Here is a 17,403-nt window from a genome sequence, read left to right as displayed (position 1 = left end):
TGCGGTGAATCGCTGCTGCCGGCACGCGTTCGAGCGTCAATGACGGCCCTCGCGTCAGGCCTGGTTGGCGTGTTGACGAAAGCACCGTTGGGCTGACGATATGCCTCTGCCCCGCCCGCCAACTTAAGCGAAGTCAACAGTCAGATGTAAGACATCCGGCCCTCGGCCGCGGCAGAACGCAGGTCACGATCAGCGCCCGGCTGCGCGTTCGGTTCCATGCGGACGCCACTCGCAAGGCGGCGGAAACTTGGTACGAAGTCCTTCACGGCGGCCAGATCGAAGCGCCCGGCATGAGCCCGGAGAGCCTGCGCAATGGCGTCACGCAGCGCGGGGGACTCCAGTTTTTCGAGCACCGCAGCAAAGTCCGCACAGGCATCCCAGCCCGGCAAGGCCCGATCGAGCGCGCCGATCGCGACCAGCTCGGGCGAGGGGTCGCCGGCGGTGACGGCGGGCAAGGCCGCCCCGCGTCGCATCAGCCACATCCGCACCTCTTCGCCCAGGGTGGAGGCGCGCGTGCTGTGGCGCGCCATCATCGCAAGGTAGCGCACACGGTTCTGGTAGCGCTTGACGGCGCGGGGCGTGCGCAAGGCGGTTGCCACCACCGGGTTCCAGATCGCGAGGGCATCGCGAAAGGCGGGCGAATCCCGCACCACCGGGCTGGGGCGGCGCACCGTCGCAAGCACAATGATGACGATGCTGGCGCTCAGCAGCAGCGCCGGCGTCAGGTAGTCCGTCCGCAAGGGCACTGCCGGCGCGAAGAAGACCAGCCCGGCACTCGGCGCGTCAGCGACGGCCGGCCCGGCCGTCGGCAGCTCGGGCTGCGCAAACACCAGCGCCTGTTGCGTAGCAGTGCCCGCACTGGCCGCGACCTGGGCGGGGCCACGCTCAACCGCGGCAGGCAGATGTGCGCCCAGCCAGGCACCCGCCACAATCGTGACGACACCGACCAGGGCGGGCCAGAGGCGGCAGATGCGGCGCACGGCCATCGGCACTTCGAAACTGCTGCCGGTTTCGCCCGCCTCGTCCTGCAAGTGTGCGCTGCGATTCGGATCAAGCCGTGGCACCGGCACTTCAATGTTGATGAGTTTTTCAAGGTACTGCTGGGCGTACTCGCGGCGGATGCGTCGTGCGCGCGCGTCTTTGTCTTCACCCGCCATTTCGGCGACCGCCTTGGCGCTTTCCGCTTCAACCAGCTCATGCGCCACTTTCTCGAACGCAAGCCCGACACAGGCTTCAACCCGCGCGCGCGCCATCCCCAGCACGACATAGACGCGGCCGGACGAGACAAGGAAGTTCACCGCCTCCATCACTTCAAGCACGGCCTCGGGCTTGCAGCGATCCAGATCGTCGATCAGCACCAGCATCGTGCGCGGCTCAAGCGCGGCGGTGACTTCAGAGAACTGTTCGGCAAAGCGCTGGCGAAAACTCGCCTGCGAACCGAGATCCTTGACCGAGGCATGCGAGGACAATGACGCTGCAAGCGCCGCCGGGTCCACGCCAAACGCCCGCATGCGCAACAGTGCGCCGATCAGGGGCACCATGGCGCCGGCCGCCAGCCCGGTGGCGCGCAAGCGCGCAATCAGCGAATCGGGATCGGGCTTGGCCTTGTCGTCGGTGAGTGCCGACCACAGATCGTTGGCGAGGGTCAGCCAGTTGTCCAGCACGGTGCCCGGATGACTGAAAGTCCAGCCGAACAAACCCACCGAGAATGCCACCGCGAGCGAGAGCGGCCAGTAGCGGCGGCCCCGGGTCCACATCAGGCGCAGGCGATACTCGATCCCCTCGAACGAACACCAGCCGGGAATGGCCTGATCGCGGATCGCCGTGAGCAGGGCCATCAGCAGGGCTTCCTCTTTCTGGTGGTGCCAGGCGTTGAACCAGACGCTGCGCACCCCGAAGCGGGCAAGGTCTTCCTTGAGCAAGCCCATCAGCGAGCTCTTGCCACTGCCCCAGTCGCCCGTGATCGCGATGGTCAGCGGCGCATCCGTCTTTTCATTGCGAAGGAAGGCCGACAGGCCCCATGCAAGCGGCGCGAAATCCAGGCGATCTTCGCGTGCGGCCGCCAGCGGTTTGTCGGACACGAAGGCATCGGCGGCGGTTTCCGTCACTGCCCCCGCACCGGCAGGCGGCCGCCGCAGCGCCACCATCACCAGCGCGGCAAGCCCAAGCAACCAGGCCAGCCAGAGCCAGGGCGCAGCAAAGCGGCGATGCTGCGCGCCCTGAGCTTGCCAGGTCGCGCCAGCATCCTGCGTAACGAAGCGGATGCTGCCCAAGCCAAGTGCCGAGCCTTCGCCGCCGGGGGCGATGCGAATCTCGCGAAGGGCACCGGCGCGGCCCGCGCTGAGCGGACGCCAAGGCTCAAAGATCGTCGCGCGGGTGTAGATGCTGCCGGACTCCCCCACCGCAAACTCGCGGCCGCTGGCGCGGCGCACGGCATTGAGGCGCACATCGAGCACCGCAACCCCAGCCGGCGCCCCCAAGGCGTAGGGCAGGCCCTGGGTGCGTTGCATCCAGGAGCCCGGCCCGGCACTCCAGACCTCACCTTTCTCGCTCAGGTTGAGGATACGGCCGCGGCCTTGCATCGGCGCGTCAGCTTCCGTCCAGCTCGCGCCCCCATTGGGGCTGTCAGCGAGCCGGCCGATCAGTGTGAGGGCCAGCACACGCCCGCTCGCAGAATCGATCGCCGCATCGGCGAGTGGGCCAACCTGTGCGCGTACCCGCCAGGACGACTGCGCAGCGTCGAACTGGTAAAGCACGCCTGCGCGGGTGATTGCGAGCTGGCGGCCGTCGGCGAGCGATGCCAGCGCCAGCACGGCCGCATCGAAGCGGGTCTGCACTTGCCAGGTTCTGCCGGCATCCGCGCTGCCGTACAGCGTGCCGTCAGACGCCCCGATCATCCCGTTGCGGCCGGCAGCGTCGAAGACCACCGCATGCAGATCGGCTGGGCGCGGCGGCTCGGGTTCAAGTGCCTGCTGCATGGGTTGCGCTGGTGTTTGGGCAGGTGTTGCGGTGACCGGCGCGGTGCCGTCGGGTGGCACTGCTGGCGAAGTGTCCTTGCGCGGGGCTGCGGCCGGATCGCGCGCCTGCGGCTCGGCGGGCAGACCTGAGTCGCGCTTGCTGTTGGGCTGCTTGGACGGCAAGGCAGGCAGGTCACCCGCGTTGGCGTCCGAAACCAGACTGAAGCTGAGCGCGGCCTTCGCGGGCTCTCGCGCGGGGGCCGGCGCAGGCGCTTCCTGCGCGGGCGATTGGCCGCCCAGCCGGCTTGGCGACCAGGTCGATCCGCCATCGCTTGAATGCAACACCAGACCGGCGTCGCCAACGACCCAGAGATCGCGACCACTGGCGCCGACATGGAGCCCGCGCAATTCGCCGCCAATGATTGGCAGGCGCAACGGCGCATGCCGCTCAAGCGGATAGCGCCACCAGTCCAGGCTCATGAAGGCCGGCGCGGCAAGCGGATCAGGGCGCAAATCCTGTGTCACGCCCAGGCCCGTCGTGACCAGCAGCCACAAGGATGCGGCACCCAGCAACCAGGCGCGCGACCCTGCGCGAACAGCGGCTGGTGCAGGCACAGCAGGCGTCGAGTCGCCCTTGAACATATGGTTCTCCGCTGGGTGCTTGATCATCCAAGCTAGACCGTATCGGCGCCGAAAGCAAAGCGGGGCCCGAATGGACCCCGCTTGTTCGATACCCGCCAGCGGCCCCCGCCGCGGAGGCTAACCTACCCGCATGATGCGCACGTCATTGTCCGCCGAGTCGACAAACACCACAGCCTGCATCTGCTTGATGTACTGCATCTTGGTTTCAACCAGGGCCGCGGGGCTTGGATAAAGATTGCCCGCTTCGTTTGCATACGACATCACGCCTGTGGCCGGGTCGATCCAGTAAAGGCACACCTTCTTCTGCGACGCAGACCATGTTGCCGACAGCAGCTTGCCCCGCTCGGGCACATAGGTCAGACCGCCGCCATCGTAATAGCTGAAGTTGGCGGTGTCGTCGCTCACGCCGGTCACCGGCCGCTCAACGCGCGTGTTGGTCCGTATGTCCAGAATCTGCAAGTTGGCTTTGCGAATGCTGTCCGGCCGCATGTAGGCGTAAAGCGTGTCCTCGTGCGTGCAGACCGCCGTTGCCCAGTAATAGTCGACGGCATTGAGGTTTACGTCTGACCAGGCGCACTGCTTGCTGGCCGGATCGAACTCGAAGTTGCGCCCCTGGTTGCCGTTCTGGGTGGCGTTGATCACGTAGCGATTGCGGAATCGATCCCACCACACGAACATGTTCTCGCCGGCGCTGGAAGTTGAACCGAGCGAGCTCATCTGGTTGGTGACCGACCACGCGCCACTGTCCAGATTCAACTGCCACATCCGCCGGCATCCCATGAACAACTCGTTCCGCGCCGGGTTGTAGACAAGGCTGCCGTAGGTGTGACGCGCCGTGGGTTCGTTCGGTGCAAACGGGTAGAAACAGTCGTACATGACCGAGAGGTCATTCGGATTTTCATCCTGATACTTCTGCGCCGGTGGATACACCGTGAAGGTGCCGTTGTCCCGCGTGTTGTAGGCGGCATCGAACTTGGCCGAGTCAGTCGGCATTTTCTGCACGGCCCAGGCCATCTTGTTGAAGTCGAGCCGGTAGACGCCATTGTTGCTGGAGTCGTGGTGCCCGCCGCCAAAGAAGAAGGCACGCGGCTGAAGCGGATCAAGCGCCATCCCGGACCAAGCCTTGAGCACGCCGTTGAAGCCCTGGGTACCGCGATCGCGCCAACCCGGAATCGCTGCCGCCACGACTGCATTGAGCGAGTCCAGCCGGGTGCCGGCTACCTTGACCCAGCGGTCAATCGGAACCTGCGCCCAACTGACCCGGGTGATCCGCCCATCGCTACCGCGGCCGGGCGTCCAGGTATCGGTCGCGGCGTCGAACTCGCCGGGCACGGCCTCGTCGGACCAGACACCCGCAATCGGCTTGGTGACAACGACAGAAAACGTATTGGATGTTGCGGTTGCCATGCCTTAACTCCGTGGCGCGATGCCAAAGCGCGGGTCGTTCGCCAGTGACGCCTTGCAGGTTTCGTAGTTGCTTGCAGAGGTAATGCGTTTGAAAGCCGAAGCGGCCCCGGCAACCCCTTGATTCACGCATTGCGCCAGCGCGCACATGCCGTATTCGAAATAGCCCGCGCCAAAGGAAGTGGCCTTCGTCCACGACGTGATCTTGTTCGGCGTGGCCCAGTTGTAGGCCTTGATTTCCCCGGTATCAAGATCGGTTCCGTTCGCACGCCCGTAGGCGCGCTCAAACGCAATGCCCCAGTTTGCGTCAAAACTGGCCTGGTCCTGGTTGGTCGGGAAGCTGGCATTGCTTACCACCGGCGAGTAAGCCTGGTACGTCCAGTGCCAGCCGCGCGGGTTGCTGCCATCCGAGAAGCGATCGACCAGCCCCTTGCCCATCCACTGCATGAAGGCCTGTGCGTCGCTCAGTTGCGTCCCGCTGAGGATCTTCTGATCCAGCACCCACGCCACGGTGCCCACGACATAGTCGCTCATCCAGGTGCGCTGCCCGCCGGGGTCACCCCAGGCCGCCTGGTCGGGCTCCAGAACGATCCCGAGCGGATTGGTGTGATAGCCCCGCAACCAGGTCAGCGAAGCCCCCACCGCATTGATGTAGGCGGCACGTTCGCGATCGGTATCAGGGGTCATGGCCGCGGCCATGGCGCAATTGCGGATCGCCCAGGCAGTGCCGCGCGACTGCAGGCTGCGCACCATCAAGCCGGTTGCATTGCCGCGCGCCGCAAGCCCACTTGAGTAATGCACCCATTTGACGAAGAACTGCAAGGCTTCCAGATGCCAGTAATCACCGCTCACGAGATACGCCGTGTAGCCGGGCAGCCAGCCGTGCGAGATGTCCCAGTCGGTGCCGTACTGGCCGGAATAGAAGTTCCGTCCGCCGTAGTTCGCGCCGGTCGAGGTCGGCTTCTTCACCGTCGGGTAGTCGCCATAGGCCACCACCTCGTTGCTCGCGCCATTGCGCCAATGAGTGGACCAGGCGCCCGATGCGAAGGAGTTAACCAGCACGGCGCGGTAGGCACGTGGATCGGCCGACACGACGTAGCACGCGTCCCACCTGGGCAGCCAGCCGATCGACGGGCTATCGCCGCCGCCCCCCAGCTGATTGCCGGGCAGATTGTGTTGCGCGTTCGGTTGGTAGCTTTGCGCCAGCCCGCCGAGTGTGGTGGCGCTGATGCTGCTTGCCTGAAAGGCGGGCACCGCGCCGGTTCGTTGCAGATAGGCCGTGTCGTGCATCGGAATCACGCCGGGGTCGCCGCCGATCCAGAGCTTGCCGCTGTGGCCCTGGGCCGCCACGACCCGGGTGTGATGCTTGATGTCGATCGGCGAAACCGAATCGAACAGGATGCGTGCGCCGGACTTCACCACAATCTGAACCGGCTTGTTGAGCGCGTCGGTGAAATCGAAGAAGCCGTTCTCGATGCTGACCATCAATTCGATACGCCCGCCCAGATACAGGCGCACGTAGAACCAGACCACCAACTGCGGGTCCTTCGGCAAGGCAGCCCGGTACTGCCACTCGGAAGCCATTGCGCCGGACAGCAATTGCCGATGCGGCTTGCCGAGCACCGAAGCCAGATCGACGGTGCCAAGACTGCCAAGCTGTACCGAAACATCGGGCGCGGCGGCAAGCAGATCCGCTTCGGTCAGGACCTTGCCGGCGGCCGCGCTGCCGCGCGCCAGCACGACGGGCCGCGCGACGCCGGCGGCGAAGTTGCAACGACCCGAGAGCACGGCGAACTTGATCGAACCGTCCGGCCAGGAGTTGCGCACCACGGCCTGGAAGTCGGGTACGTCGGCAATGATCGTGCTGCCGGCCGGGAAGTCGCCCTGACGGAAGAAATGCCCCGCCGTCCAGGGCAGGAGTTCGCCGCCCACGCTGGATGTCAGCGACAGCGCGACAATCCCGCCCGCGCTCACCCCCGCAAGCGGTTCGGCCGACACCGACAAGGTGAGGCCGCCAAACTGGGCGCCGCTGCCAGAGCCGTCATAGCGCAAGACGCCGGCGGTCGAATCGAAGCTCACACCGGCGGGCAAGGTGCCTTGCAAGGTAAACACCGGCGGCCCGTACCCGGCCGGCATTCGAACGTACTGCGCGAGCGAATGGCTCCCCGGCACCCCGCCGGTGAAGCTGATCTGAGGGATCGGGTCGATGACAATCGGCGAGGGCGTCGTCGCCCCGCCACCGACCGCGCCCCCGCCGCCGCCATCGGGCGGTTGCGGCGTCACCGTCGGGCCAGCTTCGCCCCCGCCACCGCCGCACCCCAGCAAACTGGCGGTACCCACTGTGGCGGACACCGCCTTGATGAATTCACGTCTGCGAAAGTTGCTCACGTCGACACACCGTCCGAAGAAACTGCTCAAGCCAATAAGTCTGACACGCTGCCGCTTTGAACGACCCGAAAAATGTCAGATGCGTGAATTATCTCGATTACATAGAGCGCGTCATGAGCCGAGCGACGAGCGGTTTTGTGCTCGCCGAAAGGCTCCACTTGATGTCGCAGCAGCGAATCTGCCGCCGCGCACCAGGCAGCTAAGCCGGGCGGAACCGGACTGCGCACTAGGGCTGGCTGACAACCCGAAGGTCGAGCCAGCGCTGGGTCAGACTGATGCCAAGCGCAAGCAGTGTCGGCCCAAGAAAGACGCCAACGAGCCCGAAGGCCAGCACCCCGCCGAACACGCCGAGCACCGCGATCAGCAAAGGCAGACTCGACGTGCGTGCGATCAAGAGCGGCTTGACGATGTTGTCGACCGAGCTGATCGCCAGCACGCCGTATAGCACCATGAAGATCGCCCAGCCCGTATCGCCACGGTCATACAGCCAGAACGCAGCGCCGCCCCACACCAGCGGAGGCCCTACCGGCACCATTGACAGGAAGAAGACCAGCGCAGCCAGCAGGATGGGCGCCGGCACGCCGGCCACGGCAAAACCGACCCCCGCCACGAGCGACTGTGCCGCGGCGGTACCGACCATGCCGACCATGACACCGAACACCGTCTTCTGCGCGGTGTCGAGCAGCTCCAGCCCGATTGCGCCATAGAGGCGCGCGATCGCGCGCTCCAGCGTATTGAGCACCTGCGGCCCGTCACGGTAGAGAAAAAAGAGCACGAAGATCGCCAGCGACACCTGCACCACGCCAATGCCGATGCCACTCACCACCTGGAGGCCAATCGTTCGCGCCGGATCGAAGAGTTTGCGGCCCAGCGCAGCCAGCTCTTCACGGCTTGAAATCAATGCCTGCAGGTGGTTGGCGATCGCCTCGCCCACCATCGGAATGCCCCGCAGCCAATCGGGCACATGCAGCGGCCCGTTTTCAGTCCGTGCACGCACCAGCCCAAGCAGCCAGTGCATCCCGTCTGTTGCGGCACCCGCCACCATGATCAGCGGCAACACTACCGCCAGAATGAATCCGGTACACATCAGCAAGGCCGCGACACTGCGCCGCCCTCCCAGCAGGCCGAGCAAGCGCTGATACAGCGGCCATGTCGAGGAGGCGATGATCATCGCAAACAGGATCGTGACGATGAAGGGCGCGAGCACGAGCCAGCAGCCGGCCAGCAACGCAAGGCACAGGGCGAGCTGGGCGAAGTTCTCGAATCGTTGTGAAGGCTGGATGGTCATGAGCACTGACGAGGGCGCGGCCGGCCATGATACCCGTGGCCGGCGGCCGCCCGGTTTCAATCGATGCGGCGCACGCTCGCCAGGCCATCCGGGTTGCGGCGCGCCATCTCGAGCGCCGCATCGGCGGCGATCATCAGCGCGTCGACCGTGCTTTCACTGCGTTCAGACGTCGCTACCCCGGCGCATGCCGCGATCTCGACATCGAAGCCGCCCAGCTCAAGCGGGCTGTAGCTGATCTCCATGATGATGTCGCGCGCCATGCCTGCACCTTGTTCGGGGCCGGCATCCGGCATTACGACGATGTAACCCTTGCCACTCCAGCGCGCAAGCATCTCGCGGCGGCCCAGCAGCCGGCGCAGACGGCTCGTCACATGGCGCAGCACCGCATCGCCCACATCATGACCATACCAATCGTTGAACTGACGGAAGTTGTCGAGATCCACCCGCACCACGGTGGTCGGGCGCGCCGCTTCGGCATTGCCCGCCAGCGCAGCTTCGATCGCATCGTTCGCGGCGCGCCGGTTCGGCAGCCCGGTCAGCAGATCCTCGAACTGCGAGCTTTCACGCAGGCGCGCCGTCGCCCGTTCGCCGATCAGCGTCATGCAGAGCAGGATCACGAACACCAGGGCCAGCATCACCGCCAGCACGATGAACGATTGAGCGGGGGATTCGCCGACGCTATCGAACTGCCCACGCGCAAGCCAGGCCAGAACCGCGCGCACGATCAGTGAGACTTCCATCAAGCCGAGTACGCAGAACAGGGCCAGCGTGATGGAGGGACGGCGCAGGCGCAGGCTCTTGTAGAGCTCCCACATCGTCAGCGCAATCGTCACGAACAGCCCGAAGCTGAAGGCGATGGTGCGCACCGCAGCATCCGGCGTCACCAGTCCGTACCAGAGCACGCACAGATAGGTGCTGACCAGGACACCGGCAACGTAAAGCACCCGCGCACGGCGATCGACCAGACGACATAGCCCCACATGGATCAAGCCCTGACTGACCAGCAAGCAGAGGTTACCGAGCGCCAGGGCCGGCAGTTCGAGTGCCGGCATGGCGCCACGCAAGGCCAGCGTCGCGGTGCCCGCGGCAAGCGCCAGGCTGCCCCACGCAACCGGCCGCGCGCCGCGCATCAGCGGCTCAAAGCTGCGGATGAACACCCGCAGCACCAGGCCCATGCTCAGGGCGACCAGGGTCGTCGCGAACAGGACCGAGTTCAGATCAAGCATGGCGCGCGTCAACCATGCACGGCACTCGGCCCCAAGCGGCCCGGGCCTCAGCCGGCCTGAGCCACCCCGATGCGCTACACGACATGTTCGCCCCTGCCGCGCGCTGGCAGCCAGCGTTCGAGCGCGGCATTGAGCGCGCTCAGGACGATGGGCTTGACGAGGAAGTCATTCATGCCCGCCTCGAAGCACTTGTGCCGATGCTCCTCAAAGGCGTTCGCAGTCAGCGCGATGATCGGCACGCTCGCCAGCCCCGCTGCCTGCTCCCGCTCGCGGATACGCCGCGTGGCAGAAATGCCGTCGAGCACCGGCATCTCGCAATCCATCAAGACCAGATCGAAGCTCGTATCGGCCGCGATCGCCTCGACGGCACGCAGTCCGTTCTCGACCATGCTCACACGGTAACCGCGCCGCTGCAGCATGGTTTCAATGACCTTGGCGTTGGTGGGGCTGTCTTCGACCACCAGGATGTGAAGCGATGAGGCATCCGCACGCAGCGGTGCGGCAGACACCGGATCAGCACTGAGCCTGCCCTGCTGCGGGGCGCAATCGAGCGCGCGCTCGGCGCGCACCCGGAACCAGAAACTGGCGCCCTGCCCGGCTTCGTTGCGCACGCCCACATCGCCATCCATCAGCAAAGCCAGGCTTCGCACGATCGACAAACCCAGCCCGCTGCCGCCCGCCGCGCGGGTTGGCGATGTATCCAGCTGGCTGAAGGGCTGGAAGAGCGAGTTAAGGTGCTCGGGCGGCACACCGATGCCGTTGTCGATGACGGTGAAACGCAGGTCCACCCTGGCGCCATCGGCGCGCTCGACTTCGCCCACCACGCGGATCACGCCCTGGTTGCTGAACTTGATTGCATTGCTGATCAGGTTGGCGAGCATCTGGCGCAGGCGGATCGGATCGGCGCGGAAGCAATCATCCGCGGCGCCGGCCCAGCGGGTTTGAATCGCCAGCCCCTTGCGTTGTGCCGCCTCCACAAACAAGGCCGCGGCTTCATCCAGCAGCACCGCCGGCAGGAAGCCGACCGGGTTCAGATCCAGGCGCCCAGCCTCAACCCGCGAGAGGTCGAGGATATCGTTGAGCAGGGTCATCAGCGTTTCGCCGGAACTGAGCACGGTGCGCGCGTACTCGTGCCGCTCCGCTTCGCTCAGCGCGGGCTCCAGCAGCAGATGCGCCATGCCGAGGATGCCGTTCATCGGCGTGCGGATCTCATGCGACATGGTCGCGAGAAAACGGCTCTTGGCAAGGTTAGCCGCCTCGGCGGCCTCTTTGGCCGTGCGCAAGGCATGCTCGTTGCGCTTACGATCGGTTATGTCGGTAAAGGTGCCGATGTAATTGCAGACCTTGCCGGCGGCATCCTTGACCACCGAAATCCCCAGTTGCTCCTGATACAACTCGCCATTGCTGCGGCGGTTGGTGATCTCGCCGAGCCACTGCCCGCGATGCTCCACCGCATCCCATATCTCTCGGTAGAAGGCCTCGTCGTGCAGTCCCGATGAGAGCACATGGGGTGTTCGGCCAATCACGTCGGCCTCGGCAAACCCCGTCACTTCAGTGAACGCACGGTTGACCCGCACGATCTTCTGCTCGGCATCGGTGATCAGGATGCCGTCGAAGGCAACATCGAAAACACGCGCGGCCAGTTCCACGGCCTGCTTCGCCGCGTCGCCTTCGCGCTCGCGCCGCAGTTGCACCCGATAAGCCAGCACACCGAACAGGCCCAGCACTGCCGCAAGGACCAAACTTGCAATCGCCAGAACGTACATTTCGCTGCGCCACTCGGCCAGCACCGCACGATGGGGAAAGCGCACCTGCACAACCAGCGGGTACAGACGCGAGGCGTGATACGCAAGGATGGCCGGCCCGCCCGGCTCGAGCGCGGCAGACTCGTACAGGCCGATTTCACGCAAGGGCAGGTGTTGCGCAAAAAGCGGGCTGGACGCCTGGTTGCGCCCTGGCGACGCGCCAACCGGATCGGTGCTCGCCAACAACAAGCCGTCGTAGCGGGAGAGGGCGACCAGAAAACCGGGCCGCGCGAGCAAACTGGTGAAGACGTTCGCGAAATAGTCGGGGTTGAGCACCGCAACGATGTAGCCCGAGTTGTCCGGGGCCGCAATGCGGCGCGCGGCGGTAACGAAGTATGGTGAGGTGCTTGCATCCAACGCCCCGAGCGTCGGGGCGCCGTCGGTCAGATCGCGCCCCGCCCAGAGGCCCGAGATGCGCAGCGGCACGCTATCGCTCCCGCCGGCCAGCGCCGTCATTGCGGCCGCCGATAGTCGGCGCCCCAGTGCTTCATGCTGGCTGCTGGCGAGCACGCGCCCGTCGCTGCTCACCACGGCCAGTGAGCGCAGCGCGGGCATGCCGCCCAGATCCGCCTGCAGCCGATCCTGGAAACCCGCCAGGCCGGACTCATCGAGTTGCTGCCACTCAAGGCTGCGAACTTCGAGCTGGCGGTCGATCACCTTCACGAGCAGGGTCAATTGCTGTTCGCTGACCCGCGCAATGCTGCTTGCAAGGCTGCGGTGGGTGGTCAGCGCCTCGCTGCGCAGCCGCGCTGCGTGATAGACCACGGCCGCAAGTCCGCAAACCGCGATCAGCACCATCGCGGCGACAATGCGGCGCGAGAGCGGCCAGCGCTGGAGCCAGGCCAGCAGGCGGGACACTACACTCATCGCGGATGCCCCGGCCCCGCCTTGTGGCGGCTAAGCGAGTGCCGATGGGCCTGCGGGCAGCGCGGCATCAGCGGGCATCCTGCAGCAGGATCGGATCGAGCGCGTAGCGCGTCGCCGCCGTCCGCAGGCGGCCATCGGCCCGGACCGCCGCAACGAACTCATTGACCCGCTTGAGCCAGGCCGCGTCGCCAGGCTTGAGCGCGTAGGCGGCATTGACCATGAAATACGGCGCAGGCGGCGCCAGCACGCGCACCCAGTCGTGGTTGTCGCTCATCTTGCGGGTGAAGGGAAAGTCCGACATGAAGACATCCACCCGGCCCGCCTCAAGTTCGGCTTCGCGCAATTGGGGGGCTTTGACCACCACCAGGTCCGCCTGCTGCAGCCGCTCTCGCATCAGGCTCTCATGGTAGGTGCCCGCGGCCACCGCAACCCGGGTGCCGGCACGGTCGATATCGGCCCAGGTGCGCACGCGGGTGTTCTGCCGTGTCGTCACGGCATAGACATCGCTGCGAAGATAGGCTTGGGAAAACGCGAGTCTTTGCGCGCGCTGCGGTGTCACCGCCACCGCCATCATCGCCAGATCGCAACGCTCGGCTTCCAGATCGTCGATCAGGCGCGCGAACGAGGAGTCGACGAAGTGCACGGCAACGCCAAGGTCACGCGCGAATTCGCGCGCCATGTCGGCATCGAGCCCGTTGATCACGCCCGTCTTGAGATTGCGGAAAGTGACGCCGTAGTATTCCGGCCAGATGCACACCCGCAGCACCTTGCTCGCCATGACCGCCGCCAGGCGCGGGCCGGCCGGCGCCTGAGCCGATGCCACCCACGGCAACAGACACGCCAGCACCAACAGTTGCCGCCCCAGCGTTCCGGAAATACGTCTCATGTGCCCCCCAGCCTTAGCTTCTGGCCGCGTGCGCGACGCGGCGGTATCTGAACTCAGGCGCCGCGGAAAGCGATCACATGATCCACGTCGAGGCGGATGCCGATCGCCTCGCCAAACGCGTGGTTATGGTGCGATGGCACCAGCGAGAGCACCTCGCGACCACTCGCAAGCCGCAGCGTGTAGAGAATATCGGCACCACGAAAGGCTTTCTGAACCACTTCCGCGCGCAGGGGGCTGGCGTCGTCGTGCACCACGTCGTCCGGCCGCAGCAAGACGTCCACCCGGCAGCCGCGGCCACAACGCCCGCAGCCCGTGCTGCATTCGATGGGCACGGCGGATTTGAGCGTCCCCAGTTCCACCTGAACGCTCAGATCGTCGAGCACCTCGCCGGGGATGAAGACGCCCTGCCCGACAAAGTCGGCCACAAAGCGATCGCGCGGCTGGTGGTAAAGGTTGTAGGGGCTGTCCCACTGCTGAATGCGCCCCTGGTGCATGACGCCGATCTCATCGGCCATAGCAAAGGCTTCATGCTGATCGTGGGTGACGAGGATCGCCGTCACCCCTTCACGCTTGAGGATGTCGCGCACTTCGGCGGCAAGGCGTTCGCGCAGATCCACGTCGAGGCTGGAAAACGGCTCGTCGAGCAAGACCAGTTGCGGGTTCGGCGCCAGCGCACGTGCCAGCGCAACCCGCTGCTGCTGCCCGCCAGAGAGCTCATGCGGGTACTTGTTGCCATAACCCGGCAACCCCACCAGCGCGAGCAGTTCCGCCACGCGTGCTTCGCGCTCGGCCACCGGCCTTGCGGTCAAACCGAAGGCAATGTTGCGCGCAACATCCAGGTGCGGAAACAGCGCGTAGTCCTGAAAGACCATGCCGATATGGCGCTGTTCGGGCGGCAGCATCCTTTCGGGCGCGCTGACCAGGCGATCGTCGATATGGATTTGCCCGCCAACCACCGGCTCGAACCCGGCAATGCACCGCAGCAGCGTGGTTTTGCCGCAACCGGACGGGCCCAACAAGCAGGCGATGGTGCCGGCCTCGAGCGCAAAGCTCACACCGTTGACGACGGTATGCGTGCCGTAACGTTGAACAATGCCAGAGAGTGAGAGGCGAGCCATGGGGGCGATTATAATTCGCATTCACAGCCATGCTCAGAATCCGCCCACTCCCGCCGCTTGTTGTTGCGGCCCTGCTGATCGCACTGCTCACCAGCCTGCCGGTGCTCAGTGTCAGCCTCAATCTTTTCGCTGGCGGCACCAGCGCAACCTGGTCGCATCTGATGCAGACCGTGCTCGGCGACTACATCCGCAATTCGCTCTGGCTCTGCGCCGGCGTCGGCTGCGGCGTGGCGCTGGTGGGCGTGGCCACCGCCTGGCTCACCTCAATGCACGATTTCCCCGGCCGCCGGGTATTCGAGTGGGCGCTGGTGCTGCCGCTTGCGATGCCGGCCTATGTGATGGCCTACGTCTACACCGATCTGTTGCAGTTCGTCGGACCGGTCCAGACCTATTTGCGCGATACGTTTGGCTGGGCGCATGGCGACTACTGGTTCCCCGACATCCGCACACGATCCGGTGCGGTCGCGGTGTTCGTCTGCGTGCTATACCCCTACGTCTATCTGATCGCCCGCACCGCCTTCATCGAACGCGCGGGCGGCATGCTGGAAGCGGCGCGCACGCTCGGGCTCGGGCCATGGCGCGCGTTCTTCAGCGTGTCCTTGCCGCTGGCGCGGCCGGCTTTGGCGGCCGGCGTAACGCTGGCGCTGATGGAAACCCTCGCCGACTACGGCACGGTGGCCTACTTTGCGGTCGATACCTTTACCACCGGCATTTACCGGGCGTGGTTTTCACTTGGCGACCGCATCGCCTCAGCCCAGCTCGCCGCGATCCTGCTCGGCTTCATCATTGCCCTGGTGGCCTTCGAGCGCATCAGCCGCGGCCGTGCGCGCTACCACAACACCGGCGCGCGCAGCCGCCCACCCGCGCGCAGCCGCTTACGCGGCATGGCCGCTGCGGGTGCCAGCCTGGTCTGCCTGGTGCCGCTTGCGCTGGGTTTTCTGCTGCCGGCCGGATTGCTGTTGAAGATGGCGCTGGCCGAGGGCGACGCCCAGTTCGGCGCACGCTTCCTGGCCCTGGCCCGCAATAGCTTCCTGCTTGCCGGCTGCACCGCGCTCCTTGCGGTCTGCCTTGCCTTGCTGCTGGCTTACTCGGCGCGCCAATCGCGCACCTGGTTCGCGCGCGGGCTCAACCGCATCGTTGCACTCGGGTATGCGGTACCGGGCGCGGTGATCGCGGTGGGCGTACTGATCCCGGTGACACGCCTGGACAACTGGCTCGCCCTGCAATGGCAACAGTACTTCGGCCACAACCCGGGCTTGTTGCTCACCGGCGGCATTGCGGCGCTGGTGTACGCCTGCCTGGTACGCTTTCTCGCCGTGGCGCTGCAGTCAGTCGAGGCAAGCCTGACCAAGATCACCGCCAGCATGGACGATGCCGCGCGTAGCCTGGGCTTGGGCCCGTCGGCAGTGCTGTGGCGGGTGCATGCGCCGATCCTGCGCGGCAGCCTGCTCACGGCGGCACTGCTGGTATTCGTGGATGTAATGAAAGAGTTGCCCGCCACACTGGTGATGCGCCCCTTCAACTTCGACACGCTCGCCACCCAGACCTACACGCTGGCCAGCGATGAACGGCTATCCGAAGCATCCACCGCGGCGCTGGCCATCGTAGCGGTTGGGCTGATCCCCTTGATTGCGCTGTCGCGGCAAATCGCCAGCACGCGGAAATAGCCGCAGCCTCAAACAAAAAGGGCCGGGAATCCCCCGGCCCGATTGACGCAACGCCGCGCTTAGCGGTAGCCAGCGCGGTCGTAGATCATCTGCGCCTTGGACTGGTACATCGCCAGGTTACGCACCGGCAGTTTGTCTGCCTTGAAGCTGCCGAGGGTCTCAAGCGCCGGGTTGCTGATCTTGAGCCCGGCGACCACCGGCCATTCATTATTGCCGTCGGCAAAGTAACGCTGTGCCTCATCGGAAGCCAGGTATTCGAGGAACTTGATCGCCGCTTCACGGTTCGGCGCGTGCTTCAGCACGCCGCCACCCGATACGTTGATGTGGGTGCCGCTGGTTGCCTGGTTCGGCCACACCACGCCAATCCTTTCAATCACCTTCCGGTCCTCGGGCTTATCCGAGCGCATCATCCGCGCGATGTAGTAGGTGTTGGCGGTTGCAACCTGGCACTCGCCGGCGGCCACCGCCTTGATCTGATCCGTATCGCCACCCTTCGGCGCCCGCGCGAAGTTCGCCACCATGCCGCGCGCCCAGGCCTCAGCCTGCGCTTCACCCTGATTGGCTATGATCGAAGCCAGCAATGACAAGTTGTACGGGTGCGAACCTGAACGCGTGCACACCTTGCCCTTCATGCCCGGCGCGGCAAGGCTCTCGTAGGTTTGCACCTCTTCGCGCTTGACGCTGAGCTTGTTGTACACGATCACGCGGGCACGGGTAGAGAACGAAAACCAGTCTTCGGTACGCAGATGCGCCGGAATGCGCGCCTCGAGCACTTTCGACGAGACCGGGGCGAACAGTCCCAGCTCGTGCGCCTTGGCCAAACGCGCAGCATCAACGGTCAGCAACACATCGGCCGGACTGTTGGCGCCCTCGTTCCGGATCCGCTCAAGCAGTTCATCTTCCTTGCCCTCGATCCGGTTGATCTTGATACCGGTGAGCTTGGTGAAGTTGCTGTAGAGCGCCTCGTCCGTCTGATAGTGGCGCGCCGAATACAGATTGAGCTCCTGAGCCTGGGCGAAGGCTGCAGAGGAAAAAGCGGCAAGCGCCGTCACAAGCAAAACGCGGGAAAGCATGGCGGAAGACTCCGGTTCCAGAACGAATCGGCTCAGTCTAAAGACTTCACACGTCACTGTAAATGCGAATGCTTTGCGTTTA

The 17,403-nt window shown here is 65.4% G+C and carries 10 protein-coding genes; 1 reads left to right on the top strand and 9 read right to left on the bottom strand.

The features are described 5' to 3' along the window. Positions 1–140 precede the first annotated feature (140 nt). The 8 genes from OPU71_RS05015 to OPU71_RS04980 form a co-directional block, all read right to left on the bottom strand. On the bottom strand, positions 141–3,599 hold the full coding sequence (locus tag OPU71_RS05015; protein ID WP_267725670.1) for a P-loop NTPase fold protein: 3,459 nt from the start codon (positions 3,597–3,599) through the stop codon (positions 141–143). Positions 3,600–3,716: 117 nt separating this feature from the next. Beyond that, on the bottom strand, positions 3,717–5,006 hold the full coding sequence (locus tag OPU71_RS05010; RefSeq protein WP_267725666.1) for a hypothetical protein: 1,290 nt from the start codon (positions 5,004–5,006) through the stop codon (positions 3,717–3,719). Positions 5,007–5,009: 3 nt separating this feature from the next. Next, complete coding sequence (locus OPU71_RS05005; RefSeq protein ID WP_267725663.1) at positions 5,010–7,391, bottom strand: hypothetical protein; 2,382 nt, start codon at positions 7,389–7,391, stop codon at positions 5,010–5,012. 226 nt (positions 7,392–7,617) lie between these two features. After that, positions 7,618–8,679, bottom strand: coding sequence for an AI-2E family transporter (locus tag OPU71_RS05000; protein ID WP_267725661.1), 1,062 nt, complete (start codon positions 8,677–8,679; stop codon positions 7,618–7,620). Positions 8,680–8,735: 56 nt separating this feature from the next. Beyond that, positions 8,736–9,905: a GGDEF domain-containing protein gene (locus tag OPU71_RS04995; RefSeq protein WP_267725658.1), complete on the bottom strand. Its 1,170-nt coding sequence runs from the start codon at positions 9,903–9,905 to the stop codon at positions 8,736–8,738. Between the two features lie 74 nt (positions 9,906–9,979). After that, positions 9,980–12,577 carry an ATP-binding protein gene (locus OPU71_RS04990; RefSeq protein WP_267725654.1) on the bottom strand — a complete coding sequence of 866 codons (2,598 nt, stop codon included), beginning with the start codon at positions 12,575–12,577 and terminating at the stop codon, positions 9,980–9,982. 67 nt (positions 12,578–12,644) lie between these two features. Continuing rightward, positions 12,645–13,463, bottom strand: coding sequence for a substrate-binding periplasmic protein (locus OPU71_RS04985; protein ID WP_267725651.1), 819 nt, complete (start codon positions 13,461–13,463; stop codon positions 12,645–12,647). A gap of 53 nt (positions 13,464–13,516) precedes the next feature. After that, positions 13,517–14,581: an ABC transporter ATP-binding protein gene (locus OPU71_RS04980; protein ID WP_267725648.1), complete on the bottom strand. Its 1,065-nt coding sequence runs from the start codon at positions 14,579–14,581 to the stop codon at positions 13,517–13,519. A 29-nt stretch (positions 14,582–14,610) separates the two neighbouring features. On the opposite strand from OPU71_RS04980, the gene OPU71_RS04975 reads away from it, so the two are divergent. Further along, positions 14,611–16,248, top strand: coding sequence for an ABC transporter permease (locus OPU71_RS04975; RefSeq protein ID WP_267725643.1), 1,638 nt, complete (start codon positions 14,611–14,613; stop codon positions 16,246–16,248). A gap of 59 nt (positions 16,249–16,307) precedes the next feature. On the opposite strand, the gene OPU71_RS04970 is transcribed toward OPU71_RS04975, so the two are convergent. After that, positions 16,308–17,321, bottom strand: coding sequence for a Fe(3+) ABC transporter substrate-binding protein (locus OPU71_RS04970; RefSeq protein ID WP_267725640.1), 1,014 nt, complete (start codon positions 17,319–17,321; stop codon positions 16,308–16,310). Between the last annotated feature and the right edge of the window lie 82 nt (positions 17,322–17,403).

Origin of the sequence: Niveibacterium sp. 24ML (assembly GCF_026586805.1) — a bacterium.
Lineage (GTDB): Bacteria > Pseudomonadota > Gammaproteobacteria > Burkholderiales > Rhodocyclaceae > Niveibacterium.
The sequence above is the reverse complement of the archived record's forward strand: the minus strand, read 5'-3'. Positions and strand labels throughout refer to the sequence as shown.